28 protein-coding genes, 3 tRNA genes and 1 pseudogene are annotated in these 26,527 nt (G+C 49.1%); 7 read left to right on the top strand and 25 right to left on the bottom strand.

Annotated features, from left to right (window positions below):
• Positions 1–38 precede the first annotated feature (38 nt).
• From trxA to EAO37_RS09190, 5 genes are all read left to right on the top strand, one after another.
• The gene (gene trxA, locus EAO37_RS02040) at positions 39–356 is read left to right on the top strand and encodes a thioredoxin (RefSeq protein ID WP_120945528.1); all 318 of its coding nucleotides are present in this window, start codon (positions 39–41) and stop codon (positions 354–356) included.
• Positions 353–1,291 (top strand): thioredoxin-disulfide reductase, encoded by a 939-nt coding sequence (gene trxB / locus EAO37_RS02035; RefSeq protein ID WP_120951231.1) that lies wholly within the window; start codon positions 353–355, stop codon positions 1,289–1,291. The genes trxA and trxB overlap by 4 nt, the downstream gene beginning before the upstream one ends.
• Positions 1,291–2,058, top strand: a complete 768-nt coding sequence (dapB, locus tag EAO37_RS02030) for a 4-hydroxy-tetrahydrodipicolinate reductase (protein ID WP_120951229.1) — start codon at positions 1,291–1,293, stop codon at positions 2,056–2,058. Before trxB ends, dapB begins: the two co-directional genes overlap by 1 nt.
• Before the next feature lie 14 nt (positions 2,059–2,072).
• Positions 2,073–2,804 (top strand): uracil-DNA glycosylase, encoded by a 732-nt coding sequence (gene ung, locus EAO37_RS02025; RefSeq protein ID WP_120951227.1) that lies wholly within the window; start codon positions 2,073–2,075, stop codon positions 2,802–2,804.
• An 81-nt stretch (positions 2,805–2,885) separates the two neighbouring features.
• Positions 2,886–3,095: a hypothetical protein gene (locus EAO37_RS09190; RefSeq protein ID WP_162982928.1), complete on the top strand. Its 210-nt coding sequence runs from the start codon at positions 2,886–2,888 to the stop codon at positions 3,093–3,095.
• A gap of 41 nt (positions 3,096–3,136) precedes the next feature.
• Here EAO37_RS09190 and EAO37_RS09800 read toward each other — a convergent pair whose 3' ends face one another.
• The 25 genes and pseudogenes from EAO37_RS09800 to trpD form a co-directional block, all read right to left on the bottom strand.
• Positions 3,137–3,598, bottom strand: coding sequence for an FAD-dependent oxidoreductase (locus EAO37_RS09800; RefSeq protein ID WP_276206403.1), 462 nt, complete (start codon positions 3,596–3,598; stop codon positions 3,137–3,139).
• Positions 3,599–3,615: 17 nt separating this feature from the next.
• Positions 3,616–4,260, bottom strand: coding sequence for an FAD-dependent oxidoreductase (locus EAO37_RS09795; RefSeq protein ID WP_276206402.1), 645 nt, complete (start codon positions 4,258–4,260; stop codon positions 3,616–3,618).
• Positions 4,260–5,360: a zinc-binding dehydrogenase gene (locus EAO37_RS02015; protein ID WP_120951225.1), complete on the bottom strand. Its 1,101-nt coding sequence runs from the start codon at positions 5,358–5,360 to the stop codon at positions 4,260–4,262. Before EAO37_RS02015 ends, EAO37_RS09795 begins: the two co-directional genes overlap by 1 nt.
• 38 nt (positions 5,361–5,398) lie before the next feature.
• Entirely contained in the window at positions 5,399–6,220 is an 822-nt protein-coding gene (locus tag EAO37_RS02010; protein ID WP_235853062.1) for a YihY family inner membrane protein, read from the bottom strand.
• Positions 6,221–6,240: 20 nt separating this feature from the next.
• On the bottom strand, positions 6,241–7,080 hold the full coding sequence (locus tag EAO37_RS02005) for a biotin synthase (RefSeq protein ID WP_120945518.1): 840 nt from the start codon (positions 7,078–7,080) through the stop codon (positions 6,241–6,243).
• Positions 7,081–7,096: 16 nt separating this feature from the next.
• Positions 7,097–7,194, bottom strand: a tRNA-Sec gene (locus tag EAO37_RS09185).
• A 30-nt stretch (positions 7,195–7,224) separates the two neighbouring features.
• Positions 7,225–8,232: an A/G-specific adenine glycosylase gene (locus EAO37_RS02000; protein WP_205589728.1), complete on the bottom strand. Its 1,008-nt coding sequence runs from the start codon at positions 8,230–8,232 to the stop codon at positions 7,225–7,227.
• Positions 8,216–9,004: a glycosyltransferase family 25 protein gene (locus EAO37_RS01995; protein WP_120945516.1), complete on the bottom strand. Its 789-nt coding sequence runs from the start codon at positions 9,002–9,004 to the stop codon at positions 8,216–8,218. Before EAO37_RS01995 ends, EAO37_RS02000 begins: the two co-directional genes overlap by 17 nt.
• A complete protein-coding gene (locus EAO37_RS01990; protein ID WP_162982936.1) occupies positions 9,004–9,825 on the bottom strand; it encodes a sulfite exporter TauE/SafE family protein in 822 nt (273 codons plus the stop codon). The genes EAO37_RS01995 and EAO37_RS01990 overlap by 1 nt, the downstream gene beginning before the upstream one ends.
• A 100-nt stretch (positions 9,826–9,925) precedes the next feature.
• Positions 9,926–10,564, bottom strand: coding sequence for a DUF2470 domain-containing protein (locus EAO37_RS01985; RefSeq protein WP_120945514.1), 639 nt, complete (start codon positions 10,562–10,564; stop codon positions 9,926–9,928).
• Positions 10,565–10,640: 76 nt separating this feature from the next.
• Positions 10,641–11,636 carry an SAM-dependent methyltransferase gene (locus tag EAO37_RS01980; RefSeq protein WP_205589727.1) on the bottom strand — a complete coding sequence of 332 codons (996 nt, stop codon included), beginning with the start codon at positions 11,634–11,636 and terminating at the stop codon, positions 10,641–10,643.
• Between the two features lie 8 nt (positions 11,637–11,644).
• Positions 11,645–11,721, bottom strand: a tRNA-Met gene (locus EAO37_RS01975).
• 3 nt (positions 11,722–11,724) lie between these two features.
• Positions 11,725–11,799, bottom strand: a tRNA-Gln gene (locus EAO37_RS01970).
• An 8-nt stretch (positions 11,800–11,807) separates the two neighbouring features.
• Positions 11,808–12,932 carry a hydrogenase formation protein HypD gene (gene hypD / locus EAO37_RS01965; protein ID WP_120951223.1) on the bottom strand — a complete coding sequence of 375 codons (1,125 nt, stop codon included), beginning with the start codon at positions 12,930–12,932 and terminating at the stop codon, positions 11,808–11,810.
• Positions 12,925–13,152 (bottom strand): HypC/HybG/HupF family hydrogenase formation chaperone, encoded by a 228-nt coding sequence (locus EAO37_RS01960; RefSeq protein WP_120945510.1) that lies wholly within the window; start codon positions 13,150–13,152, stop codon positions 12,925–12,927. Before EAO37_RS01960 ends, hypD begins: the two co-directional genes overlap by 8 nt.
• A 9-nt stretch (positions 13,153–13,161) precedes the next feature.
• Complete coding sequence (gene hypB, locus EAO37_RS01955) at positions 13,162–13,899, bottom strand: hydrogenase nickel incorporation protein HypB (protein WP_120951221.1); 738 nt, start codon at positions 13,897–13,899, stop codon at positions 13,162–13,164.
• 58 nt (positions 13,900–13,957) lie between these two features.
• Positions 13,958–15,294: pseudogene (gene radA, locus EAO37_RS01950) on the bottom strand (DNA repair protein RadA).
• Positions 15,287–16,156 (bottom strand): signal recognition particle-docking protein FtsY, encoded by an 870-nt coding sequence (gene ftsY, locus EAO37_RS01945; RefSeq protein WP_205589531.1) that lies wholly within the window; start codon positions 16,154–16,156, stop codon positions 15,287–15,289. Before ftsY ends, radA begins: the two are co-directional and overlap by 8 nt.
• Positions 16,157–16,159: 3 nt before the next feature.
• Complete coding sequence (locus tag EAO37_RS01940; protein WP_235853116.1) at positions 16,160–16,684, bottom strand: hypothetical protein; 525 nt, start codon at positions 16,682–16,684, stop codon at positions 16,160–16,162.
• A 23-nt stretch (positions 16,685–16,707) separates the two neighbouring features.
• Positions 16,708–17,337, bottom strand: a complete 630-nt coding sequence (locus tag EAO37_RS01935) for an NAD(P)H-dependent oxidoreductase (RefSeq protein ID WP_120946081.1) — start codon at positions 17,335–17,337, stop codon at positions 16,708–16,710.
• Between the two features lie 314 nt (positions 17,338–17,651).
• On the bottom strand, positions 17,652–19,370 hold the full coding sequence (locus tag EAO37_RS01930; RefSeq protein ID WP_120951219.1) for a methyl-accepting chemotaxis protein: 1,719 nt from the start codon (positions 19,368–19,370) through the stop codon (positions 17,652–17,654).
• Between the two features lie 87 nt (positions 19,371–19,457).
• The gene (locus tag EAO37_RS01925) at positions 19,458–21,155 is read right to left on the bottom strand and encodes a methyl-accepting chemotaxis protein (RefSeq protein WP_120951217.1); all 1,698 of its coding nucleotides are present in this window, start codon (positions 21,153–21,155) and stop codon (positions 19,458–19,460) included.
• 1 nt (position 21,156) lies between these two features.
• The gene (gene trpB, locus EAO37_RS01920) at positions 21,157–22,335 is read right to left on the bottom strand and encodes a tryptophan synthase subunit beta (RefSeq protein WP_120951215.1); all 1,179 of its coding nucleotides are present in this window, start codon (positions 22,333–22,335) and stop codon (positions 21,157–21,159) included.
• Positions 22,336–23,694, bottom strand: coding sequence for a bifunctional indole-3-glycerol-phosphate synthase TrpC/phosphoribosylanthranilate isomerase TrpF (trpCF, locus tag EAO37_RS01915; protein WP_120951213.1), 1,359 nt, complete (start codon positions 23,692–23,694; stop codon positions 22,336–22,338).
• Positions 23,687–24,694: an anthranilate phosphoribosyltransferase gene (trpD, locus tag EAO37_RS01910; RefSeq protein ID WP_235853115.1), complete on the bottom strand. Its 1,008-nt coding sequence runs from the start codon at positions 24,692–24,694 to the stop codon at positions 23,687–23,689. The genes trpCF and trpD overlap by 8 nt, the downstream gene beginning before the upstream one ends.
• 132 nt (positions 24,695–24,826) lie before the next feature.
• Between trpD and EAO37_RS01905 the strand changes: the two genes are divergently transcribed.
• Positions 24,827–25,378 (top strand): DUF507 family protein, encoded by a 552-nt coding sequence (locus tag EAO37_RS01905; protein ID WP_120951211.1) that lies wholly within the window; start codon positions 24,827–24,829, stop codon positions 25,376–25,378.
• Complete coding sequence (gene carA / locus EAO37_RS01900; protein WP_120951209.1) at positions 25,378–26,502, top strand: glutamine-hydrolyzing carbamoyl-phosphate synthase small subunit; 1,125 nt, start codon at positions 25,378–25,380, stop codon at positions 26,500–26,502. The genes EAO37_RS01905 and carA overlap by 1 nt, the downstream gene beginning before the upstream one ends.
• Positions 26,503–26,527 lie beyond the last annotated feature (25 nt).

Genomic DNA, 26,527 nt, shown 5'->3' with positions numbered 1-26,527 from the left:
ATAAAATGGGCGTTCTAACTAAAATTTGAGGAGTGATTGTGGCAAATTACATTGAGTTAACCAGTGAGAATTTTGAAAGCGTAACTGGTAGTGGCGCGGTTGTGGTGGATTTTTGGGCACCTTGGTGTGGACCTTGTAAGATGCTCTCCCCTGTGATTGACGAGTTGGCTAGCGAATATGAGGGCAGGGCGAAGGTGTGTAAGGTCAATACGGACGAACAAGAAGAGCTCTCCGCCAAATTTGGTATTAGAAGTATCCCCACCGTGCTTTATATGAAAGATGGAGTCGTGCAAAACCAAACTGTCGGAGCACTTTCCAAGCAATCTCTTAAAGAACACATTGACAAGTTACTATGATTGATCTAGGCATTATTGGAGGCGGACCGGCCGGTTTGAGTGCTGGGCTTTACGCCACAAGGGGAGGTTTAAAAGAGGTTGTGCTATTTGAAAAAGGCATGCCCGGAGGGCAGATCGTCCAAAGTAGCGAAATTGAAAATTACCCGGGAGTCAAAGAGATTCTAAGTGGCATGGATTTTATGCAACCTTGGCAAGAGCAGTGTTTTCGCTTTGGACTCAGGCATGAGATGGCTTCTGTGGTGCGTTTGGGTTGGCAGGGGAAGTTCTACACGATCCAGCTAGAAGATGGGCGCAGTGTAGAGGCAAGGAGTGTGATCTTGAGCACGGGGGGTCGCCCTAAAAAGGCGGGTATCAAGGGCGAGGAAGAATTTTGGGGCAGGGGGGTTAGCACCTGCGCAACTTGCGATGGCTTTTTTTATAAGAATAAGGAAGTGGCTGTTTTAGGGGGTGGGGACACGGCTTTAGAAGAGGCGATTTACTTGAGTAAAATGTGTAGCAAGGTGTATTTGATCCACCGGCGCACACATTTTAGGGCTGCGCCCATCACCATCGAACATGCCAAACAAAACTCCAAGATCGAGTTTTTGACTCCAGCACTGGTGGAGGAGATTCGGGGTGATGCTAGTGGTGTGGGCGCGCTTGTGATCAAACACACCGATAGTGGCGCGCTACAAACGCTCCAAGTGCCCGCCATTTTCATTTTTGTAGGCTATGAGGTCAATAACGAAATTTTAAAACAAGAGGATGGGCGCATGCTTTGTGCCTGTGATGAATACGGGTCTGTAATGGTGGATTTGTCTATGAGAACCAATTTAAAAGGGCTGTTTGCTGCAGGGGATGTGCGTTCCCAAGCCCCTAAACAGGTGGTCTGCGCGGCTGGAGATGGGGCTACTGCTGCGCTTTCCGCCATCGCCTATTTGGATGCGCACCCCTAATGCTTAATATCGGTATCTTTGGGGCGAGTGGGCGCATGGGGCGTTTGCTGGTGCAAGAGACGAAGAAACACCCCGATCTATGTCTCTCTAGCGTCTTTGTGCGCAAAACTCTAAGCCCCTCCTTGATCCAAATTCTCCCTGAAAACACCTTTGTTACCAACGATTTAGAACAGTTCTTAGCCCATTGCGCGTTGGTGATCGACTTTTCCTTGCCCCAAGCCCTGCCTTCTTTATTAGCCGCCCTGCATAAACACCCCCTGCCTCTAGTTTCTGGCACAACGGGCTTAGGCGCGCAAGTGTGGGAGGATCTACGCGCGTTAAGCCAGCAGATCCCTATTTTGCACTCCTCTAACATGTCCTTGGGCATGGCTGTGCTCCTTAAGGTAACTTCTATGATCGCCAAAGACTTAAAACACGCCAATATTGAGATTGTAGAAACCCACCACCGTTACAAGAAGGACGCACCTAGCGGAACTGCCTTGCATTTGGGGCGGGCGTGTGCGCAGGCTAGAGGTTGGGATTTTGAAAAGGTTTGCATGGCGCACAGAGATGCCCCGCGCCAAGAAGAAGAAATCGGTTTTGCGAGTGTGCGCGGGGGTGATGTAGTGGGTAAGCATGTGGTGGGCTTTTATTTAGATGGGGAGTATTTAGAGTTAGAACATGTGGTTACGGAGCGCAACATCTTTGCTAAGGGAGCTTTGCAGGTAGCTAAATGGCTTATTGGTCAGCCTCCGGGCTTTTATGGGGTAGAACATCTCTACCATTAAACGAGGGGGTTGTCTTGCTTTTCTACGCTCTAGCGCGTTTGGCTAATACCTCTTGGAGTGCTCTTTTAGAGCCCCTCACCCAAAGCCAAGCCTTTGCTACCCTCAATGAGAATTACAAGCAAGCCCTAATCCAAGCCCAAGCGCGCCAAAAGCTTGTTTTTCCCCTGCCTAGTGCCTTGTTCAAAGCTTTTGAAGTTACCCCTTTAGAAACATTGCACACGATTTTACTAGGTCAAGATCCCTACCATGGTGTCTTTAAGCACCACCAGCGCACTTACCCCTTGGCGATGGGTTTGAGTTTTAGTGTCCCCAGCCACGCACCCATCCCCAAGAGTTTGCAAAATATTTACCAAGAATTGCACCAGAGTCTAAATATCCCCAAGCCCTCCCATGGCAATTTAGAAGGTTGGGCTAAACAGGGTGTGCTGTTGCTAAACGCGCTTTTAAGCGTGGAACAAGAACGCCCCAAATCACACGCGCATCTAGGCTGGGAACACTTCACAAACGGGATTTTAACCCAGCTCTCCAAATTAGAACGCCCCTTGGTTTTTATTTTCTTAGGCAAGCTCGCCCAAGAAAAGTGCCAATGCCTAGTGAAAAACCCCCAGCACTTGATCTTATGTGCCCCCCACCCTAGTCCCCTAGCCCAGCACAAACCCCCTTTTTTTCTGGGTAGTGGGGTTTTTGTTAAAGCGCAAACATTTTTGCAAGCGCAAGGGATTTCTATGCAATGGGGCTTGACATGAAAGCGGAATTACGATACAATTGGGACTTTTGAGAGTAAAAAAGAGGCGGGGAGGCGGAGTTGCCAGCCCCCAGCTGGGGGCTTGGAGCAACTAGTCTTGGTTGTTGCTATTGTTGCTATTGTTGCTGTTGTTGTTGTTGCGGTTGCTGCTGTTGCTGTTATTGCTGTTGCTGCTGTTGTTCCTGCTGCTGTTGCTGTTATTGCTGTTGCTGCTCATAGCTTGCTCCTTTCGTGTATTTGGAAACCTTGCGACTTCCATGCTGGAAATATAGCATGTCTTCTGTTTACTTAAGTAAACAGGTGTATTGAACGCCTAGTCTCTTTTAATTACCGCTAGGCTATTATATACCTTTTCCATCTCCAATCAATATATTTTTTCAACCACACCCCCCATTTTCCTGCCACATGCCATTTCCCCAAATGCCCGATAGCAAAATGCGCGCCCACAGAACAGATGATCCCCTTGGGCGCAAAAACAAAGGGCTTTGTAGGGGGTTTGTGCGCGCTAATCTGGTCAAATTCTTGACCCAAATAACGCCCCATTTGGCTGGCTAATTGGGCACTGGGGGGGTAGAATTTTCCCTCTGGGTCTTTGAGCGCGGCGCAATCTCCCAAGACAAAGATTTGTTGCCCGGGCATCTCTAGGGGTTCTAAAAAAGCATTGACTTCCACCCTAGCGCGCGCGCTTTTAAACAATACAGATTTTTCAATGACCTCACTCCCGCGCACCCCGCAAGTCCAAAAAAGAAAATCCGCTAAAATCTCTTGATCAACCCCTCCAAGTTCTAAGCACACGCGATCGCTGTGGCAGGCTAAAATTTGCCCCCCAAGAGTAATTGCACCCCCCTTTTTTGCAGGTAATCAACCCCTTTTTGGGCTAGTTGGGGGGTAAACATCGGCAAAATAGTGGGCATGGCTTCTATGCAAGTGAGGCTATAGGCTTTAGGGGCGCATAGCCGTTCTAAGGTGTCGCTTAGAGCCCCCACAAGTTCAATCCCGCTAAACCCTCCCCCGCACACCACCACACTAAAGGGGCGTGCCTGCTTAAAAGTTTGGATGGCTTGGAGTAAGGCTTGGTGGCTGGCTTGCGCGTTAGCAAAATTGACTAGGCTGTGGGCGTGTTCTTGCACCCCAGCCACCCCAAAACTCTCGCTAGCAAAGCCCAACCCCACCACCAAATAATCATAAGCATAGCTCCCCTGTGTGCCCAACACGCTTTTTTCTTGAATCTCTAACACACGATCTTGAATAAAGCGCACCCCAGAGGGGAGAATTTGGCTTAAAGCAAGCGTGTAATTCCCTTGCACACCCGCTGCCACCTCATGCAAGAGCACACTAAAGTAATGCAGGGGAGATTCTGCAATCAAGGTGATCTGGCAATTAGAGCGCACCGTTGCGCTCAAAGACTTCAAAAAGGCTAAAGACGCATAGCCCGCCCCCAGCACAACAAGGCGCATCACCACTTGATCGTAACAACTGGTTTGATGAAATTAGCCGGTTTGTCCTTCATCCACGCTAGGGCTTGGGCGATCTCTTCAAATTGCCCCTCTAGGTGGTGGGTGATGATGGGCTTGACATTGAGTTTTTTAGTTTGCAATAAGCGGGCAAGTTTTTCCATGCGGTAGCGCCCCCCCGGGGTGAGCCCACCCTTGATCGTCTTATGCCCCATCCCCACATTCCAAGCCAAGCGCGCGATGCGCAAATAATCCCCACTCCCAAAGTAATTGACATTGGAAACCACGCCCCCATTAGCCAAACAAGCGCACGCATCGCTTAAAATATCTGTCCCCCCTCCAGCGATGAGTATTTTATCAGCACCTGCTCCTTTGGTGAGCTCTAAAATCTGCTCTTGTAGGGGGGCTTTTTTAAAATCTATATAATGGGTTGCCCCGTAGTGTTGGTGTGCCACTTCGTAGCGGAAGGGGATACAATCTATGGCGTAAATCTCGCTTGCGCCCATCAAATTTGCCCCCGCCAGTGCCATTAAGCCCACAGGTCCCAAGCCCACAACCCCCACCCTATCCCCGGGTTTAATCTGGGCTTGCTCGGCGCAATGAAAACCTGTGGTGATCATATCGCTCAACATCACCGCATCGCGCAAATCCACGCCTTCAGGCAAGTGCCCTAAATTCCCATCGGCATCGTTGATGTGGACTTGTTGGGCAAATACCCCATCTTTGAAATTGGAAAATTTCCAGCCCGTGAGCGCGCCACTCTCATGCATAGCATACCCTCTTTGCGCGCCCAAAGAGCTCCAATTAGGCGTGATAGCCGGGATAATCACCTTATCGCCCTCTTTGAAATCCTTGACTAAATGCCCCACTTGTAGGACTTCTCCCACACCCTCATGCCCTAAAAACATGCAAGAGCGCTCCCCAATCCCCCCCTCATAACAGGTGTGCAGATCAGAAGTGCAGGGCGCAACCGCTAAGGGGCGCACCAACGCATCCAAGGGACCGCACTCGAGCTTTTTACGCTCAGGCACCACCTCTTCTAGGTGTTCCTTTTCAATAATGCCCACCTTGCCAATCCCCAACATCGCAAAACCCTTGATCATGAAAACTCCTTTATTAGAATATTAGCAAAACAAAGCACCTAACTCTCTTGCTCGCACACTTCGCAGGCGTAAAGCCCGAAGAGTAAGAGTAGCCAAGATATATAAATATAAGACATCAAAAACCACAAAATGGAGATCGAACCATAGAGTTCGTGGTAGGTGCGGTTGTAAAGGATATAGTAAACAAAACCCCATTTCATCACAGACCAACACACACTGGTGATGAGACTCCAAAGCAGGGGATGGCGTTTGCGCCTAAATACTTTATTGGTGGGCAGGAGGAATAAGAGCAAAAAAAAGAGATACGCGCTAAGCCAGCGCAAAAAAGCCAGCACCCATGTGTTTTCAACCACAAGGCGCATTTTGACATTGATAAAGATAATAATGGGCAAGACCACCAAGAACACCACCCCTGTTCCAAAGCCCCAGAACACAAAAAATTTTTTTCCCCTGAAGTTGAGATAATCTCTAGGGGCAGCGTTGAGGATTTGGGAAGCGATGTAGCGGTAGTTTTCGCAGAATAGGAAAAACGCCAGCGCGATGAAGCTAATCTCTACCACACCCAACGCGCGATCGCTACGCGCGAAGGATTTTAAAAAAAATTGGGTAACTTGGATAAAATCCGGGCTATTAGGGAAGAAGAAAGTTTCAAACTCAAAAGCCTTAGAAAAGGGGGCGACAAAGATCAGCGCGATAAAGAGCAAGATGGGCGATAGGGACAAAATGGTATAAAAACTCAGCGAAGAGGCGTAATAGAAAATTTGCGCCATCTCATCTAAACGCCCCTTGAGTTTGGGGCTCAATAAATACGAACATGCATAAAACACCCCCAACGCCATCGCCCCCACGCGCGCCAACACAGCGCGCCACCTCTTCCACATCAATGGCAGGTTGTGGCGATGCTTAGTCCGTAACTTTTAAGCATGTCTAAATCTTTGGCTGGGGTGTGCCCTTTGGTGGTGAGATAATCCCCCAGCACGATCGCATCCACCCCGCAATCAAAGATCTCCCTTTGGCGATCCTTAAAAACGACTTCTCTGCCCCCAGCGATCATCAAACGCGTCTTGGGCAAAAATTCTTTAGCTAGGACTAAACATTCTAGGGCTTCTTGAGGGTCTAGGATTTCTTGCTGTATGGGCAAAGCCGGGTTAGGGATGAAGAAGTTAATGGGCGTAGTGGCTGGGGTTAAGCTTTGCAGGGCGCGCAACATCTCAATGCGCTCTGCGTAGCTCTCGCCCAAACCAAAGATTCCCCCACTGCATAGCCCCAAACCCACTTCCAAAACATGTTCACAAGTTTCAAAGCGTTCTTGCCAAGGGTGGGTAGAACAGATTTTAGGGAAAAAGCTTTGCGCGCTCTCTAAGTTGTGGTTATAGCTGTCAATACCATTGTCCTTTAAAAAGCGCAACGACTCTTTATCAGCCCTGCCACAACATGCAATCAGGTGCAAATCGGGCTCCTCTTGCTTGATGGCACGCGCCAGCGTGGCGATATAATCGCATTTCTTGCTATCCAACCCCCGCCCCGAGGTTACCAAACAAAAGCCCAACGCTCCAAAAGAGTGCCAATGCTTGGCTTCTAAAACCACCGTTTCTGTCTTCTTGTATTTGTAGCGTTTGATCTGGCCTTGGTGGTGCGCGCTTTGGGTGCAATAAGCGCAATCCTCACTACAATCCCCGCTACTCACATTAGAAATAGAACATAGAAAAATCTCTTGCATATTAGCCTTTCACAAGTGGCAAGAGAGCCAAAGAATCGAACTTTGCAACGCTTAGGACACCTAAACGCTCTTTGGGTTTGAAGCCCAAGGCACGCACCAGCCATGCTCGCTCTCCGCTTAAAAGTATAGCAAACTCTTTAAAATTTAAACTTTCAAATACCTTTGGCACACCGCCCATAACTTAGCCCCAAGCGCGCTAGTAGGGCAGGCATCTAAGGTGTTGAGATTTAGCAATACCAAGCCTTCGGGTTGTAAATCTTGTAACTGGGCTTGGTAGAGCAAAGCTTGCACGCGGTATTTGGTGTAGCTATGTTGGACGCTCCCCAACAAGGGCAAAGTTACCAACTCTTGATGGTTTAGAAGTGGGAATTGGTAGAGATAGGCATAGAGCCCTTGGGTGCTATAGCACATGTAAAGCCCCGTGTTTTGCACGCATAGCCCGTAGTGCAATGTCAAAGGAATGCTGGGGGTTTTCTTGTTAAGACTAAAGCGTTCTGGCGCGTTTTTACCCTGACAGGCAATGCTCAAGGGGCAAAGATGGCATTTAGGGGTTTTGGTGCAAACAAGCGCGCCCAAGTCTATCAAGGCTTGGTTGTGATCAAAGGGGTTAGCTAAATTCACAAAGGCATTAGCGTGTTCTTGCAGGATTGAACTCAATTTGGGCGTTTTGGGAGCAATCCCAAATAGGCGCAACAACACCCTAGCCACATTCGCGTCCACTACCCCCACCGCCCATCTAAACCCAAAACACAAAATCGCATGCGCGCTATAAGCCCCCACCCCGGGCAGGGCGCGCAAGGCGGCGTAATCTTGGGGTAATTGAGCGCCATATTTATCGCAACAAATTTGCGCGCTTTTGTGGAGATTTCTAGCCCTTGTGTAATAGCCCAAACCCTGCCATAGGCGTAACACGCGATCCAAAGGCGCGCTGGCTAGATCGCCCAAAGTGGGGAAAGCCTGCAAAAAGGGGGGTAAATATTTCTCTAACACCACGCTAATTTGCGTCTGCTGGGACATGATCTCTGAAACATAGATTTGATAGGGGGCATTAGGACCGCTTAAATGGCGGATGGGCATGTCCTTGCGCCCATGCTTGGCATACCACTTTAATAAAGCCTCTTGGAGCTTGGGGTGGTTAGTGGAATCTGACATAGAGGCGGTTTAACTCCCTAAGCCATGCTAAAGAACGCGCGCATTTGTGTTCCTCTCTACCCACATGGCTTTGTGCGCTCAAGCGCTGTTCTTCAGCGATGATAAAAGGCTCGATCACAAAATTTTTGATACCGTGCAGATAGGGATTCTCCATTACCCAATCTACAGGCATCACCCATTTATTTTCACTCACCTTTAAAAAGGTAGAAGCGACTTGGGGGGTGATGCAATAGCCCTGCGCGCCACTCCCGCATGTGTTCTCTTGGATTTCTTGCACTCTAGGGAGCACTGTGGGGGTTTTGGGGTAAGCAAATAAATGCATCAAGCGCACCCAACCTAAAGCCTCCAGATGTGTTTGCAGATAGTCCAAACCCTCAAAGAAGTGGGGTTTTAAGATAATGTCGTCTTCAAGCACGCAAATAGGCTCTTGCAGAGCCACGCAGTGTTGCCAGAGCGTGTAGTGGCTCGCATAACAACCAAGCTCCCCCAAGCTCATCATCTTCCCCCTGAATTTGATCGCGTAGTAACACGCCTCTAGCCATGTCTGGCAATTCCTCTTAAGCCCTACATGAGGATTGATAAAATAACTCTGTGCGTGGGCGCGCACTAGGGGATGTAAGCCTCCCTTGCTCTTAGCGTAAATCGCTTCAAAAACCTCTATCTTGTGCTGTTTTTGGGTGCGTAACGCGTCTAAAAGCGGGTTAATGTCGCGCTCGTGCAAACCATGCTTGGCGCAGGTGGCTTGGCTAAGGTGGATGATGAAAATGCGCATTAGATTAGAGATTGGATCAGCTTATAAAGCGTGGCTAGAATACTCAAGGCGTAAATGCCAAGTAAAAGCGTCTTATGGATGCGTTCATTAGCCAACAAGATGAGTTTAATCCCCAAACCCACCCCTAAGAGCGCGCCTAGTCCTGTGATAGAACCCGCTTGCAAAGCCCTGTCATCTAGCACCCCAGAGTGGTATAAGGCGATCACCCCGGATAAAGAAGAGAATATCACAAAGAATAGCCCTAGTGGCACGATCTTTTGGGTGCTGTATTTGAGAAAAAAGCCCAAAAAGGGCACCATTAAAATCCCCCCACCCATGCCAAGCGGAATAGAAAAAATACCCGTGATCAATCCGGCCAAGATCAAAATGGCGTGGGTTTTATCCAAATGCCAGCGCGCAGAGGGGATATTGGGGGGGGTTTTTTGGGCGTGCATGTAAAAGTGGGCGTTTTGGTAGTGTTTGTGGGCTTGGTGTTTGTGCCCAAAGGCGTATTTAATAAAGGTGTAACACACCACCAACACAAATACCCCCATCAAAATGCGATCGTCTAGGAATTTGAGTAAAACACTCCCCACAAGTGCCCCTATTAGCCCTCCTAGGGCGGCAAAAACACCCTCTTTTAAATCCAATAAACCCTTTTTATAATTGATAATAGAGCCCACTAGGGAGGAAAATAGCATTTGGGCTAGGGAGATCCCCACGGCATGGCTGTAGCTAAAACCGGCAAAAATCACGGCGGGCACTACGATCTCACCCCCTCCAATGCCAAAGAAGCCGGCCGTAACTCCGGTGAGAAAACCCACCGCGCCTAAGATAAACATCTCTGCGCTCTCAAGCATCACACACGCCAAACACAATAAACTGACATGAAACCCCCTCTGTTAAGTTGAGATAAAGCCCCCCCAAAGGGGGGAATGCGGGCTATCTGCGCACTGATCTGCGATCACGCCCTCGGGATTCACCACCGGGTATATCCCTGCATTCTAGGTCTTGCCCTACGCGCCTTTCGCGCACAAAATTGTCCACAGAGGGAACACCCACCACGGGGGGCATAAACCCTTGTGGCACGCACACCATGCCTGGCTGTCCCCACACCATTGTAGGGCAACCTCCCATGAACATGGGTTGTGCCATGTTAGGATACACATGACCCACTTGTGGGATACACATGCCCATCACCATGCTTGGATGCACGCCCCCCATAGGGTAACCACCCACCATAGGGAACATCGCTTGTGGGATAGCCTCCCTAGAAAAACTCTCCGCTTCAATGCGGCGATCGCGCGCTTGTGGGTATTCCCTCTCTCTGGGGCTAATAGAGGTGCATAGAGCGATGATCGCGCCCCTAATGCCCTCTGTGCTCTCTACACTAATGGGGAAAGCGATGTGTAACACTTCTTCTATTCCCTCTAAAATATAGGCGATCTCAATGCCCTCTAAAGTCGCGTTTTTCAAAGAGACATTGCGCGCCCCTTCAATATGCCCATACCTTGCCAGCAAAGCTTCCATATCCCTGACATGGTGCTTATTCATGTGATCTAAGATGACTCGTGTTTCCACCTCTTATCCTTATGTTAAAGATTTTTGTAACACCGGCGTTACACCTCATATTATAGCATAGAAAAGCAATAGCGCATTATCCGGGCGCAAAACTAGCCACTATAAGCGCTTTAAAACGCTCTCCAAAGGCACTAGGATCGACAAGCGCACGCGCTTTAAGTGCCTCTCTTTGATAAATATTAAAGGGCATGTGTGTTTTAAAGAGTTCAAGCAGTTGGAGCAAACCCATGTTAACCAACGCTTTAGCTTGGGTGCCATAAAAAAGAGAACACGCCCCTTGTTGGGACAATAAGCATTCTAGGTGTTTGAAATCCACATCGTAAGTCAAGTCCGTGCGCTGGTAAAGCGTGGCTAAATGCTCTAAAATGTCTGTGAAATCCAAGACTCTATGTTGCCAATAAGCCCTCAGATCGACCCTGTCTAGTTTGCCATATTGCCCGTAGTCAAAACTCACAAGAATCCATTTAGGCGCGCGCTTTAGGGCTTGGGTTAGATCCTTGGTATACTCTTGCCATAGGGGTGCACAACCTTCTAGCAAAGAGGTATCGCGCCACAGGGGAGTAAAATCTCTAGCAATGTAAAGCATTTTTCCCCCCTGCACGACCTCACAGGGGAAACTGTCCCATAGCTCATTGCAGTAGACAAACAAATTTGTGTCTGTAGGGAGTTCTAGGGGGCGGGAGATACATTGGAGCGTGATCCCCCTTTGGGCTAAATAGGCTTGTTGTAAGGCGCGCAAATGCGCTAAAGGCTCTAGAGTGATCCAGCGCACCTGCTCTAACACCCCGCTAGATAAGGCGCGCAAAAAAGAGAGCACATCACCCAAGAGTTGCCCCCCGTGCGCGCCGATCTCCACAACACTCAAGGGGAGGGTGAGTTGCCCCTTTTCTAGCAAATCTAGCAGATAAAAAGCTAAAGTTCCCCCAAAGAACGCGCTCGCGCTCACGGCTGTGTAGAAATCCCCCCCTCTTCCCACGCGTGCGCGCGTGTAATAACCCCCATGCCCGTAGAGCCAATGCGACATCAACGCGCTAAAGGGTTTTGGATTCTCAAAAGATAAGGATCGTTCCATGGGTTACTTGGTTGCGGGAGATGGATTTGAACCACCGACCTTTGGGTTATGAGCCCAACGAGCTACCGGACTGCTCTACCCCGCGTCGTGGCTGGGGTACAAGGATTCGAACCTCGGAATGGCAGGACCAAAACCTGCTGCCTTACCACTTGGCGATACCCCAACAAAACGCTAATTATACTCCATTTTAAATTGCTTGTCAAGAAAATAGCGATAATAAGCCGCGCATGCGCCCTCAGAGCTAACCATGCACGCGCCTATGGGGCGGGTAGGTGTGCAGACTGTATTAAAAAGCGTGCAATCTAAAGGTTTGGCTACCCCTTTTAAAATCTCACCGCATAAACAAGCCTTAGCGTCTTGGCTGGCATGCTGGGGCAAATATTTAGCAAAGACCACTTCTGCGTCTAAATCTTGGTATTGTGGGCGTATTTGTAGCCCAGAGTGGGCGATCTCTCCTAGCCCACGCCACTCAAAGCTAGAGCGCACTTGCATGGTTTTTTCAATTAAGGCTTGGGCTTTGAGATTGCCCTGCATACTCACTGCGCGCGTGTATTGGATTTCTAGGCGCGCTTCTTGTCGTTGCACTTGCTGGAGTATGCGCCAAATGCCCTCCAACATATCTGCAGGTTCAAACCCGGCAACCACAATAGGGATTTTAAACTCTTGCACCAAGGGTTGGTAAATGCGCGCCCCGGTGATCACACTCACATGCGCGGGCGCGATGAGGGCGCGGATATGAGAATCGTGCAATACGGCGCGCACGCTGGGGGGCACTAGCACATGGTTGATGTGTAAAAAGAGATTGGACAGTTTCTCTTCTCTAGCCCGTAGGATCAAGCTTGCGCTCATGGGCGTGGTGGTTTCAAAACCAATGGCAAAGTAGATCACTTGTTTATGGGGGTTGGCTCTAGCGATCTCAAGGGCTTGCAAGGGGCTATAGACAAAACGCACGGCTCTACCTTGCGCACGCAAATCCTGCAAAGTCCCATCGCTCCCAGGCACTCTTAGCATGTCTGCTAGAGCAAGCAAGATGGCATCTGGCATGCGCGCCAAAGCTAGCGCGTGATCGATGCGCAATTTGGGCATCACACACACCGGACAACCCGGACCATGCACAAAACGCAGGCGCGAATCTAGCAAATGGAGCAGACCATAGCGCATGAGCGCGTGGGTGTGCCCCCCGCACACCTCCATGATGGACAAGGGGAGAATTGAAGTAGGGAGTTTAGAGATTAAGGCGTTGATTTGTTTGGCAAGCCCAAGAATTGCCTCTTTTTGTCTAAAGCCTTCAATCATCTACGCCTTCAATCATCTGGGCGTAAAGTTTTAGGGACTCTAAAGCGTCTTGTTTGTCAATTTTGCCCATCACAAAGCCCACATGCAAGAGCACGAAATCCCCCACCTGCACCTCTTCGTTCATCAAATCCAAGCTCGCCTCTCTTTGCACGCCCATGGTTTCTAGCAATGCCATGTTGCCCTTGATGGCGATCACTTTAGAGGGAATGGCTAGACACAAAAGATACCCTTAAAATACATGGGCGGATTGGTAATTGCACGCCCTATTTGCCACTAAGAAATCTTTAAAGGCGCGTAAGCTCTCCATGTCCTTATTGCTAAGGGTGAAAATGGGTGTGCCGGGTTTGAGTTTCTCCATGTCCTCTTGCACCTGCGCTAGGCGGAAGTTAAAGACCTCCATTAAATCCGCCTTGCTCACCACCACTGCGTCCGCACACAAGAACATGGTAGGGTATTTGAGCACTTTATCATCGCCCTCTGGGGTGGATAGCATGACAATATTCATCGCCGCGCCCAAATTATAACTAGAGGGGCACACCAAATTGCCCACATTTTCAATGACAAGGTAATCGCTGGCTTTAAGCACGCCTTGTTCTTGCAAAATGTCATAAGCCCCCTCAATCATAGCTGCCTCCAAGTGGCAGGCTTCCCCCGTGGTGATCTGCTGGGCTGACACCCCCTTTTTTAACAATCTGTCCGCATCGCGGTTAGTCTGCAAATCCCCCTCAATGACACAGAATCTAAAATCCTCAAAATTAGCCAAATTTTCTAAAAGTGTGGTTTTACCACTGCCCGGAGAGCTCATGAAATTGAGGACATACAGCCCATCGGCTTGGTAGCGTTTTTTCATTTCTAGGGCTTTTAGATCGTTCTTGCTTAAAATCCTTTCCACCACCCGCACATCTTTTTGACTCAAGTTGGGGTTATTTTGGAGGGATTGGGTCCGTGTAGAGGTTTTTTCTTGCACGCGTTCTCCTTAAAAATCATATTAAAAGACCATGCTAACATAAAAGGTTTAACACGCACTACATCCACTCTAAGATCTTAGACACTTCTGTGGCTTCGTAGCAAATGATGGGGGTGGATAAGGTGGGTTTTTTGGGCACAATGGCTTTCAAAAAGCCGTAATTTTCCATTTCCTTGATACGCATATTGATGTCTGGCACTTCTTGCACACAACCTGTTAAACTCACTTCCCCGATGAAGGCGGTTTTATTGCTAATGGGGCGTTCTCTTAGACTAGAGAGAATGCTAGCGATCACAGCTAAATCCGCGCTAGTTTCGCTGATTTTAATCCCTCCGGAAACATTGATGAAGACATCGTAGCGGTTTAAAGGGATCTCTAGCTTTTTTTCTAGCAAGGCTAAGAGCATGTGCAAGCGGTTGGTATCAAAGCTAGTGGCTAGGCGTTTGGGATTATGCAAATTGCTTTCACACACTAAGGCTTGAATCTCCAAGATCAACGCCCTAGACCCCTCTAAGACCACACTAAGAGCGCTCCCTGCCAAACTCTCTTGTTGGGAGAAAAAGAGTTTAGAGGCTTCTTTAGCGCTAATCAAACCCTCAGGGCGCATCTGGAAGATTCCCACCTCACTGGTGGCTCCAAAGCGGTTTTTAAAACTACGCAAAATGCGCAATTCTTTACTGGGATCGCCCTCAAAGTAAAGCACGCTATCGACCATGTGTTCTAGCACTCTAGGACCTGCAATAGAACCCTCTTTAGTGATATGCCCGATGATGAAAATGGCGATCTGTCTAGCTTTGGCTAGGCGCATGAGCTCAAAGGTGCTTTCGCGCACCTGTGAGATGGACCCCGGGGCTGCCCCAATCTGGTTAGAATAAAGGGTTTGGATCGAATCAATGACGCACAAACTATAGCTTTGATCACCCAAATGGGCTTTAATCTGCTCTAAATCAATGCTATTGAGCAAAAATAATTGTTCGCGCAAACAATCCAAGCGCACCGCGCGCAAATAAATCTGCCCCGCGCTCTCTTCCCCACTCACATACAGCACCCTTTTGCCCTGCCCTGCTAATCCTCCGGCCACTTTTAACAACAAGGTAGATTTCCCCACCCCCGGACTCCCCCCCACCAAATACAACCCCCCGGGCACAACCCCCCCCCCAACACGATGTCTAATTCTCTTTGTGTGGAGCTAAAATAACTGATATTTTCATGGGCTACTTGGGTGATGGGCACTAGGGCGTTTTGGGGTATCCTAGGGATCTCTTTGCTAAGCTGTATGGCTGGGCTGATCTCTATAAAACTCTCCCAGCTTTGGCAATTAGCGCACTTACCTAGCCACTTGGGGCTAGAAAAGCCACAATGTTGGCACTCAAAGACACGCGCGCGTTTAGCCATAGATCGCATCTAACAAGTTTTTCACATACGCCTGTTCCTCAAAGGGAATCAAATCCGTGGCTTTCTCGCCCAAACCCAAATAGATAATGGGTAATTGCAATTCGTAGAGAATACTCAAAATACACCCCCCCTTGCTCGTGCCATCCAATTTAGTTACGATCACGCCATCTAATTGCAAACTCTCATGGAAAACTCTAGTCTGTTCTAGGGCTGCACTCCCTTGCGTGCCATCTAGGATCAAGAATTTATAATAGGGCGCGCCATTGAGGGCTTTGGTGCAAACCTTGCTAATTTTTACCAATTCGTTCTTCAAATTAGTTTGGTTGTGTAGCCGTCCTGCCGTGTCAATGAGAATGCGATCCACCCCGCGCGCGATTCCAGCTTGAATCGTGTTGTAAGCTAGCGCGCTAGGATCGCTACTAGAAGCCGCGCTAATCACTTCTAAACCCAATCTTTGTCCCCATAATTGTAACTGTTTAGTGGCTGCCGCTCTAAAGGTGTCTCCCGCGCCTAAGATCACGCTTTGTTTTTGTTGTAGGTACTGCTGGGCGAGTTTGGCGATTGTGGTGGTTTTACCCGCGCCATTGACCCCTACGATCAACTCCACAAGGGGCTTAGTGTCTATATTCTTTAGGGTAACCTTGTCATAATAGCTCTCTTTGCGTAAGAAACGCACCAAAGCGACTTCTAAATGGTTGCGCTTGATCTGGGTGGGCAGGTGTTCTAGTAAACTCTCCACCAAGTCGTATTGCACATCAAAGGCGATCAAAATCTCCTCTAGTTCTTCCTTATTAAAGACCACACTCTTGTTTTTCAGCAAAGAAGCGACATTTTCTATAGTCTTTTTGAAAAAATTAAACACCACTCACCTTTGTAGTAAGTCTTGAATATCTTTGCTCAACATCTCTTCTACAATCGCCCCGCGGTAACTCTGTTGCAACACGCCCTCTTGGTTGTAAAGCAAAAAATAGGGCAAATTCCATGTGTTAGTTTGCAAAAACAGCTTCAAACTAGAGGGATCATCAATGGGATTGAGCAGAGTGAATTGAGGGGCATAAGCCTTGACATAGTGTTGGATTTGCTCAGGCGCATAAGCCCTATCTAGCACCCCCACAAAACGCACCCCCTTGAACATGCCAGCTAAGTGGTTGAGCAAAGCACTATAGGGCACGAATTTAGGTTCTAAACTCAAAAACGCCAATAACACGGGCGCATTGGGCGCGGGCTGGATTTTTAGCCCTTCTGGGGTGCGCTCAAAACGCATGCTCTGTGATTTTTGATCACAAAACTCCCATGCCTTAGGGAGATTGGGGGTGGAGGTTTTATTCTCTTGGGGAGTTTGGTTTTGCTCTTTAGACTTGTGATCCGAACAGCCTGTTAAGAGTAACAATCCCCCCAAAAGCCAGCCACACCTTATAGCCACTTGATCGCGCTCTCTTTAGGCTTGCGGGCTTTACGCGTGATTGGCATGGTGGTTTTGCCCATGGCAATCAAGCAGGCGATCTTGGGCGGGTTGCAATGTGCGCGCAAGACTTGGCTCACCCCCACTGGGTCAAATCCCCCAATGATGCATGTGTCCACGCCCAACAGTGCCGCACTCAAGCACATCTGCCCCACAGCGATATAACATTGTTCTTTAAGATAGGCATCAATTAACGCCCCATCGCCTCGCAAGCGTTCTTTAAACAAAGAAGCCACCCCATTCACCACGCGATCGCGATACTCAGGCTTGCAAAACCCACCCAAATACCCCGCGTTGATCGCGCTAGAGTGCATATAGCCCACTACCACCAGCGCGCTAGCGTCATGCACCATCTGGTCGTTGTAATAGACATGGGGCAAGAGTTGGTTTTTGCGCGCACCCTGCAAGATCAAAAACTCCCAAGGTTGGGTATTGTAAGAACTAGGGGCTAGCCTACCTGCCTCTAAGATTGTTTCTAGTAGCTCTTTGGGGAGGTGGTAACTAGGATCAAATCTCTTAGAAGAAAAACGGCGGTGCAAAAGGGCGTGCACCGCATCTAAACCCAAAAACGCGCGATCCATGAAAACTCCTTTTAGTCTAAAAGGGCATTATAATACAAAAAGGCAAACTCTAACCGCCCTTTCACTTCCCGCGCACGCCCCTGCATGCCATGGACCCACATCGCTTTAAATTGAGACGCTCTGCGCATGCGTGATGTGCAGGCAATAGATCCACTCTTAGATTCCACTCCCATAGAGTCCACCTAATGTAGAGGAATGCAGCTTTAAGGGTTTTTGGGGCGGTTGGGCTTTGGCAGACAAAGATAGGGCAAATTGGGTTAGCTAGCCCCCACGCGCGCCAGTTCGCCTTTTCTCACTCCACCCTAGCGTAACGCTCAAGTCGTCTTATAATCGTCTGTCTTTTGGGCGATCTGTTCGACTAATGCCTTAGAAGCGCGCATGATCTCTTGCATGCTGTGCGCGTTTTTCAGAGTCTCGTTCGCACAACCCTGCACAGAGATCACCTTGTTAATGATGTCTTGAGTGTTCTGCCCTAGATGGATGAAGACTAAATTCGCGTCCTTAATGCGCTCGATGAGTTTTTCTAAATACTCTATGGCTTTAATAGAACCCTCTTGCACATTCGCACTCAACACGCTAGATTCTTCAATGCGCGCGGTTTGCTCATGCATTTTCTCGCGCACCGCCTCCACATTCTGCACAATGGAGGAAATCGTGGCGTTGACTTCGCTTAGGGCTTGTTGGGTGCACGCAGCTAAGTTGCTCACTTCATCAGCCACCACCGCAAAGCCCCGTCCGCGTTCACCCGCGCGCGCGGCTTCAATAGCGGCATTGAGGGCTAATAAATTGGTTTGTTTGGCGATGTCGTTGATGGTTTCTAAAATGCTTTGGGCGGCATTAGCGCTTTGGGTGAGTGTCTCCATTTGGCTAATCAACCCCTTTTCGTTGGCGACATTGTCCAAAATAGTTTGGTGCAAGATATTCACATTTTTCTTGCGCTTTTCTAACAAGGATAGAGCTTGGCTGAGTTCAGCAGCCATATTTTCCACCCCTGAAGTTACTTGCGCTAGATTGTGGGAGAGATTCACCCCTTCATCTTTAATCTGGGTGATGGTGTGGGCGGTTTGTTGCACCATGCCCGTGGTGTGATCCATGGCATTTTCTAGCTGCAAGGCGGAGCTTTGACTCTGTTTGGAGCAGTCCTTGATCTCGTTATTGAACGCACACACATGCTCTAAAAAGGTGTTGATGCAATTAGCGCTCAAGCTAATTTCATCTTGAGCGCGCCCGCTAATCTCAATGCGGCTTGTGAGATCCTTTTTACTGGTAGCAAAATTTTGCACCACCGCCACCAACGCGCCCAAACGCCGCGTGATCCACACATGGTTGAGCACAAAGGTAAGCGCGATAATGCCCAAAGTGCTAAACAACGCGATCCACAACAAAGTAGAGAAATTAGCATCGGCGACATAGTAGGCGTGTTGTTCTGCCTTTTCCATTGTCTCATAAATATTATTGACATAGCTCATGGCTACAAAGATCAACTGGCTTACTGGATCGTAGTAGGCATAACTCACATAGCCCCCTAAATCTTTAGAATCCGCCCTCCCCGTATTCTTAAAATCCGCGCTCTTGGAGTGGCAGCGATAAAACCCCCCTTTGGGGTTGTTTAGGGCAGCTTGGATATATTCCTTGAAGTAGTAATGCCCGCACTCATCTTGCGCGCCCAAGACATTTTGCCCGATTAAATTGGGGTGGATGTGATCGGTGAGCAAAACCCCCTCTTTATTCAAAACCAACACATAGATGCGCCCCTTGGCGTGGTTGATCGCTTTGAAATAGTCGATGGTCATTTGCAAGGCGACTTCTTTGGGGTGTTGGGTGAAATACTCCTTAACCCCTGAGACAACCAAGAAAACATCATGCTGGATCACCTTTTCGCGCTTGCGTAAAGCGTTGGTCTCAAAGGCTTCGATAGCTTTTTTGAAACTCTGTTTTTCCATAGAGTGGCTCAAAAGAGTGAGGGTAAGACCCAATACGCACAAGGAACCCCAAATGATCAAAGTGATCTTCCAACGCAAATTCAACGCCATGTTTTTCCTTCATCAGGAAATTATTATTCAATATATGAAAATATTATTTATCGCTGGCTAATGGGTGGGGCTGTGGGGTTTAAAAGCTTAGGTGGTTTTATAGTCCTTAGTCTTGTGGGTGATCTGCTCTACAATGTCTTTGGATTCTTGCATGATCGTCTGCATGCGTTGGGCGTTTTTCAAGGTGTGGCTGGCAGAACCCTGCACAGAGATCACCTTATTGATGATGTCTTGGGTGTTTTGCCCCAAGTTGATAAAGACGAGATTCACCCCCTTAATGCGCTCGATGAGCTGTTCTAAATACTCTGTAGTCTTGGTAGAAGTCTTTTGCACGGAGGTACTCAAGGCATTCGCTTTCTCAATGCGCGCGGCTTGTTGGTGCATCTGCTCGCTCACCCCCTTGACATTTTGCACAATGCTCGTTAGGGTGGCGTTGACCTCTACTAGGGCTTGTTGGGTGCGCATGGCTAAATTGCTCACTTCATCAGCCACCACGACAAAGCCCCGCCCATGTTCGCCCGCCCTAGCCGCCTCAATAGCCGCGTTGAGGGCTAGTAAATTGGTTTGTTTGGCGATGTTGTCAATACTCTCTAAAATATGTCTGGCGTTATTGGTGCTTGAGCTTAACGATTCGATCTGGGTGATCAAATCGGCTTCGTTGGCGACATCCTCTACAATGGATTGGCATAGCATGACCACACTCCCCTTATTTTGCTCCAACAAATCCAAAGCCTTACCCAACTCACCCACCATGCTCTCTACATTGCTATTCACCCCGCTTAGATCATAGGACAGTTTAACCCCCTCATCGCGAATCTGGGTGATGGTTTGGGTGGTTTGCAAAATCGCGTCCGTGGTGTTATGCATGGCATTTTCTAGGGCTAGAGCAGACTGATGGCTTTGCGCGCTGTAATCCTTGATTTCATTGTTAAAGGCGCAGACATGCTCTAAAAACTCATTGATACACCGCGCGCTCAAACTAATTTCATCCTGCACGCGCCCCTTAATGTAAATACGGCTGGTTAAATCCTTTTGCTGGGCGGCAAATTTTTGCACCACCGCCACAAGCGCGCTCAAACGCCTAGCGATCCAAAAGTGGTTGCACCCAAAGGCGATGGCGATGATCCCTAAAGTGATGAATAAAGCCGCCCATAGCAAGGTGTAGTAGTTACGGCTGGCTAGGGCGTAGACGCTTGTTTCTGCCTTTTGCATTGTCTTGTAAATCGCGCTCACATAGCTTACCGCTACCACGATTAGATCGCTGGTGGGATCGTGATAAGCGTAGCTCACGCAGTCCTCGCTCTTGCTCTCTGGGGCGGGGCGTTTGAGGTGGCAGCGGTAAAACCCGCCCTTAGGATCGCCTAACGCGCGTTGCATGAACTCTTTAAAGTAATAATCGCCCCGCGCGTTTTTGAAGTCTAGCACCTTTTTACCCACCCACTCTGGGTGGATACTATCGGTGATCAGTGTGCCGTCTTTTTCAAGAGCAATGATGTAGAGTCGCCCTTTAGCCGCGTTGATTTTTTTAAAATAGGTAGCGCTCATGCGCAAAGCGTCCTGTCTAGAATTGTGCGCGAAATATTCGCCAAGACCTAAGACCGCTAAAAAGACATTGTATTTAATCCCCGATTCGCGTTTGACTAAGGCGTTCGCGTTGAAGTTGCGCATGGTCTTTTTGAAAGCCCGTCTTTCGATGTGGTAACTTAGTAGCGTGAGACTCAAAGCTAAAGCGCACAAAGACCCTAGCACAATTAAAATCATTTTCCAGCGTAATGTCAAAGACATGTCAAATCCCCTTCATAGCCCTCTGCACGCTGGCTAAATCCTTATCTCCGCGTCCGCTCAAATTGACAATCATGAGCGTTTCTTCTTGGCATTCTTGGGCGTATTGAAGTGCGTAAGCTAGCGCATGCGCGCTCTCTAGGGCGGGGATAATCCCCTCACTGCGACTCAAAGACACAAACGCCTCTAAAGCCTCTTTATCGCTCACTGCCACATAGCGCGCACGCCCAATCTGTTTTAAATAGCTATGCTCGGGCCCCACACCCGGGTAATCTAGCCCGGCTGAAATGCTATGACTTTCTATGATCTGCCCTTCCTCATCTTGTAAAATATAGCTCTTGCACCCATGCAAAATCCCCACACTCCCCTTACACAAAGTCGCCCCATGTTTGTGGGTGTCTAGCCCTAATCCGCCCGGTTCCACGCCCACTAAGCGCACGCTTTTGTCCTGCAAAAACGCGCTAAAAATCCCAATGGCATTTGAGCCCCCTCCCACGCACGCGATCACACTATGAGGCAATCTGCCCTCTTTTTCTAAAATCTGCGCTTTTGCTTCTGTGCCGATCACGCTTTGAAAGTGTTTGACCATGCGCGGGTAGGGGTGTGGACCAGCAGCCGTGCCTAGCAAGTAGTGCGTATTGGTGTAAGTGCTAGCCCAATCTCTTAAAGCCTCATTGATCGCGTCTTTCAGGCTAGCACTCCCACTTTTCACCCCCACCACCTGTGCGCCCAATAAGCGCATGCGAAACACATTAGGTTCTTGGCGTTCTATGTCCTTTTCTCCCATATAGATCACGCACTCTAAGCCCAACAACGCGCAAGCAATCGCTGTGGCAACCCCGTGTTGCCCTGCTCCTGTCTCTGCAATGATGCGTTTTTTACCCATTTTCTTAGCTAACAACGCCTGCCCTAAGGCTTGGTTAGTCTTGTGCGCACCTCCATGAATCAAGTCCTCACGCTTGAGATACATTTTTACTTTAGGATTAGGGCAAAAGTTTTTGGCTAAAGTTAGCGGGCTGGGTCGTCCTACAAAGTCCTTTAAAAGCTCGTTAAAACTAGCTTGAAACTCTGTATCGCTCAAACAATCCTCAAAGGCTTTTTCTAATTGCTCTAAAGCGGGCACCAATAACTCGGGCACAAAAGCCCCCCCAAATTCTCCAAAATACGCCTGTGCTACTCGCATTCAATACTCCCTTAGCATTTGGGATAATTCTAAGATTTTGAGCTTGCTTTTCTTGCCCGGAGACCTCTCTGCGCCTGAGTTGATGTCCAGCCCTAGCGCGCCCACACCCAAAGCCACTTTGAGATTATGTGCCCCAATCCCCCCTGCTAGCATAAAGGGCTGTTTTTGCGCACCCAAGAGTTCCCAAGCAAAGCTCACCCCATTACCTCCCGCCTTTGCGCCCTTGCTATCATACAAAATCAAATCCGCCCCGTTCACAGTGGGTGTCTTTAAGACGCGCGCTTGGGGGTCTACACTGTGCACCTGCCAAATGGCGCAGTCTAAAAGGGTTTTAAGCAGGCTAATTTGAAGCGCGCTGTAATCCCCATAGAGTTGCACCGCGCTTAAGCCCAACAACTGGGCGGTGTGGACGATCACGCTGGTGTGCGCTTCTACAAAAACTCCTACGAATTTCAGACCGGGCGTTTTGCGCACTAATTTAAGGGCTTTTTGGGGGGAGATGTAGCGCGGTGAGATAGGGTCAAAAATCAAGCCCCCATAGAGAAAATGGGCTTTGTAGGCGCGTTTTGAATCTTTCAAACGCGTTAACCCGCAGAGTTTGTGCGCGCCATAGATGAGTTGCACGCAGGCTTGGTGTAAATCAGGTTGGCTCATCAAGGCACTCCCCACCAAAAAGCCATGCACCCTAGAGGCTAGGGCTTTGATTTGTGCGTGCGTGCTAAAGCCCGATTCGCTCACCACCACATGCCCCTCAGGAATGAGAGCGCGCAGAGTGTGTGTGGTGTTTAGATCTACTTTGAGGGTGTGCAGATCGCGGTTGTTGATCCCAATGATTTGCGCGCCTAACTCCAATGCCCTTTGCACTTGTTTGGCATCGCTCACTTCGCACAACACTGCCATGTTTAAAGAGTGCGCTAAAGTGGCGAGCTCTTGGTATGCTTGATCTTCAAGCGCGCTCAACATGAGCAAGATCGCATCTGCGCCCATGTATCTGGCTAGCTTGACTTGGAAAGGGGTGATGATGAAATCTTTACACAAAACCGGCTTGCTGGTGCGCCCAGAAACAAAGCGCAAATTTTCATAAGAGCCTTTGAAGTGCGCCATGTCGGTGAGCACAGAAATACAGGTAGCAAACTGGTTATACACCTTGATGATTCGCGCCAAATTAAAATCCGCGCAAATCAGCCCTTTAGAGGGCGAAGCCTTTTTACATTCCAAAATAAAACTGGTGCGTGTTTCTAAAAGGGCTTGTTTGAAATCCCTATGGCTTAAAACAAGCCTATCAGGCAAGCTATACATACTCTCTAACAACGCGATCTCTTGGGGCTTGTGTGCCAATATCTCTGGCAAATTAGGCATGGCTGACCTTGATGATGGTTTGTAAATGCCCATATGCCTGTGCGCTTTGCAAATGGGCTAACACCCTAGAAACCCCCTCTTTCATACTAGCCACCTTATTGGCTAAATAGAGCAAGGGCGCGCTATTGATCGCAATACTGGCTTTATGGCTTTCCCTAGCACGCCCCTGCAAGATGTCTAAACAAATCTGGGCACTATTTTCCAAGCCATCGCTACGCAACGCCTCTAAGGGGTAAGAATTTAGATCAAAATCTCTAGGGCTTAGGCTGTATTGCTCGATATGTTTACCCTGCAACTCACAAACAACAGTTTCCCCATGCAAGGCAATTTCATCTAAACCCTCCCCATGCACCACTAGGGCGCGCTCTATGCCTAGTTTGCTTAAAGCGCGCGCCATGGGCAGGCATAGTTTAGGGTCGTAAACCCCTAAAAGCTGGGCTTTGGGGGCTAAGGGGTTGATCAAGGGTCCAATGAGATTGAAGATTGTGCGGGTTTTGAGCTCTTGGCGCACCTTTGTAGCATGGGCGAAGTGGGGGTAGAATAGGGGGGCAAAAAGGAAGGTAAAGTTTGTCTTTTGCAAACAAGTTAGGGCTTTTTTCAAATCCATGCCAATATTCACGCCCAAAAATTCCAATAGGTCTGCGCTCCCCCCCGCCCTAGATGCGCTTCTATTGCCATGTTTAGCCATGGGCACACCCATAGACGCGCACACCAGCGCGCTAATGGTGCTGACATTAAGGGTGTTAGCCCCATCGCCTCCCGTGCCACAATTATCATAGCATACAAGCGTGGAGGGCTTGGGCTGTAAATGTAAACAAAAACGCGCCGCGCTGGCGATCTCACGCGCGCTCTCAGGTTTCATCTTCAAGGCGATCAACGCCGCGCTGAGTTGCACGGCACTGAGCTGGGCTTGTGTGATGGCGCTAAACAGCTCCCTTATCTGCGCGTCCGTGAGGCTTTTGCCTCGATAAAGCTGGGCGAAAATGCGATCTAAATCCAAGCCATTTCCTTATAGCATGCGTGTCAAGCCCCCATGTTAGCATAAGTTTCAAAATGGCGCGCGCGCGTTGCTTTAGTGATTTTTGAGTAAAAATCCATTAGAATTAACACCTAATTTTGAGGATGGCGCAAGATGAGATTGAAACCTAACCATGTTGGCTACATGATTTCCAAAATAGCCCAAGATTTAGTGCGCTCACCCTTGCTAGAGTTAAGGGGGACGCTTGAGGAGCTCACCAAGATCATCGAGCGCGCGTTGCAAGAAAATATCGCCCAAGAGGCGCGCCTAGATGAACGCGCGCGCGAACTCCTAGAAGATCACATGGACGAGATCGAGTTTATGCGTATGGATGAGAGGCGTTTGTTTTGGCGTATCAAAAAGGAATTGGCTGCAAAGGCGGAGTTTGTGTTGGGTTGGGAAGATCGCTGTAATGCCCTTTCGCACACGATCTTAGAGGACATCTTAGAAGCCGATTTGATCATGTTCTCTGTGCCTGAAAACTTGATTCGCAATGTGATCTTCAAGTCTATGGATACCTACGCCAAACTCTATGAGAGCATTGAGTTGGAGGTGGCCGAGAAGATCAAACACTACAAGCGCAAATTACCCGTGGGGAGTGATGCCTATGAATTGGTGTTCGAGCGCATGTATGAGGAAGAACTGCGCCGTAAGGGCTTTTTATAATGGCATCGATCCTGTTTGAAAATGGGGTGTTCTTAGAGGCGCAGAGTTTTGGGGCTAAGGGGGTGGTGGTTGGGGAGGGGGTTTTCAACACGGCGATGAGCGGGTATGAGGAGATCATCAGTGATCCAAGTTACTACGGGCAATTTGTCGTCTTTAGTGCCCCGGAGGTCGGTGTGGTGGGTGTGAATAGGCAAGATCACGAATCTTTAAGCTGTTGTTTGGGGATTTTGGTGCGCCACACCCCCACGCGTTATTCTAATTTTAGAGCCCAAGAGAGTTTGGGAGCGTGGTTACAGGCTAGGGGGGTGCTTGGGATTTGTGGGGTGGATACACGCGCGCTGGTGGGTATGTTGCGCGATGAGGGGGCGATGCAGGTGGCTATCTCAACTGCCCCTATGGGCAAAAGTGCTCTAGAAAAACTCCTGCACAGCACGCCCCCCTTGCGCGACATGAGCGTGATCCCCATGGTTTCTAATAAGAGTAGCCCCCCCACCCAGGGGCGCTATAGCTTTGAAATATTGGACTACCAACCTGCAGAACGCGTCCAAGCCACGATCGGGGTGTTGGATTTTGGAGTCAAGCGCGCTATCTTGCGCCAATTGAGCGCGCAAGGTTTAGGGGTGCGCCTTTATGCGCATGACAGCAAGGCTAGCGCGTTGTTAGAGGATTACAAGCGCGGGGATATTAGAGGGGTTTTACTCTCTAATGGACCAGGCGATCCACTCAAGCTCAAACAAGCCATCCACCAGATTGCCCAGCTCATTGAGGCGCGTGTCCCCTTGTGCGGGATTTGTCTGGGGCACCAGCTTTTGAGCCTAGCGCATGGTTACCCCACCTACAAGCTCAAATTTGGTCACCATGGGAGCAACCACCCCGTGCTAAACCATGCCACGGGGCGCATTGAGATCAGCGCGCAAAACCATAATTATTGCGTGCCTGAGAGTATCGCGCGCATCGCCACCATCACCCACACCAATCTCTTTGATGGCACGATTGAGGGCGTGGCTTACCACAATCACCCCATTCTCTCCGTGCAACACCACCCAGAGGCTAGCCCAGGTCCTAGCGATGGGAGTTATATATTCCGGGCGTTTAGCCAACTTGTCCTAGAGAATAAGAACTAGAGTCTAAGGGTGTGCTATAAGATCT

Origin of the sequence: Helicobacter sp. L8, assembly GCF_003660355.1 — a bacterium.
Classification (GTDB): domain Bacteria; phylum Campylobacterota; class Campylobacteria; order Campylobacterales; family Helicobacteraceae; genus Helicobacter; species Helicobacter labacensis.
Note: the sequence above shows the minus strand (reverse complement) of the source record. Positions and strands in the feature narration are given on the sequence as shown.

Coding starts and splice junctions, on each gene's coding strand:
- EAO37_RS02005 (WP_120945518.1), bottom strand. CDS start 7,080: ATGCAAGAGATTTTTCTATGTTCTATTTCTAATGTGAGTAGCGGGGAT.
- EAO37_RS01995 (WP_120945516.1), bottom strand. CDS start 9,004: ATGCGCATTTTCATCATCCACCTTAGCCAAGCCACCTGCGCCAAGCAT.
- hypD (WP_120951223.1), bottom strand. CDS start 12,932: ATGATTGAAGGCTTTAGACAAAAAGAGGCAATTCTTGGGCTTGCCAAA.
- dapB (WP_120951229.1), top strand. CDS start 1,291: ATGCTTAATATCGGTATCTTTGGGGCGAGTGGGCGCATGGGGCGTTTG.
- EAO37_RS01990 (WP_162982936.1), bottom strand. CDS start 9,825: ATGTTTATCTTAGGCGCGGTGGGTTTTCTCACCGGAGTTACGGCCGGC.
- EAO37_RS02000 (WP_205589728.1), bottom strand. CDS start 8,232: ATGTCAGATTCCACTAACCACCCCAAGCTCCAAGAGGCTTTATTAAAG.
- EAO37_RS01925 (WP_120951217.1), bottom strand. CDS start 21,155: ATGTCTTTGACATTACGCTGGAAAATGATTTTAATTGTGCTAGGGTCT.
- trpCF (WP_120951213.1), bottom strand. CDS start 23,694: ATGCCTAATTTGCCAGAGATATTGGCACACAAGCCCCAAGAGATCGCG.
- EAO37_RS01935 (WP_120946081.1), bottom strand. CDS start 17,337: ATGGATCGCGCGTTTTTGGGTTTAGATGCGGTGCACGCCCTTTTGCAC.
- trpB (WP_120951215.1), bottom strand. CDS start 22,335: ATGCGAGTAGCACAGGCGTATTTTGGAGAATTTGGGGGGGCTTTTGTG.
- trxB (WP_120951231.1), top strand. CDS start 353: ATGATTGATCTAGGCATTATTGGAGGCGGACCGGCCGGTTTGAGTGCT.
- EAO37_RS01930 (WP_120951219.1), bottom strand. CDS start 19,370: ATGGCGTTGAATTTGCGTTGGAAGATCACTTTGATCATTTGGGGTTCC.
- carA (WP_120951209.1), top strand. CDS start 25,378: ATGGCATCGATCCTGTTTGAAAATGGGGTGTTCTTAGAGGCGCAGAGT.
- EAO37_RS02015 (WP_120951225.1), bottom strand. CDS start 5,360: ATGATCAAGGGTTTTGCGATGTTGGGGATTGGCAAGGTGGGCATTATT.
- EAO37_RS01980 (WP_205589727.1), bottom strand. CDS start 11,636: ATGGAACGATCCTTATCTTTTGAGAATCCAAAACCCTTTAGCGCGTTG.
- EAO37_RS01905 (WP_120951211.1), top strand. CDS start 24,827: ATGAGATTGAAACCTAACCATGTTGGCTACATGATTTCCAAAATAGCC.
- EAO37_RS09795 (WP_276206402.1), bottom strand. CDS start 4,260: ATGCGCCTTGTTGTGCTGGGGGCGGGCTATGCGTCTTTAGCCTTTTTG.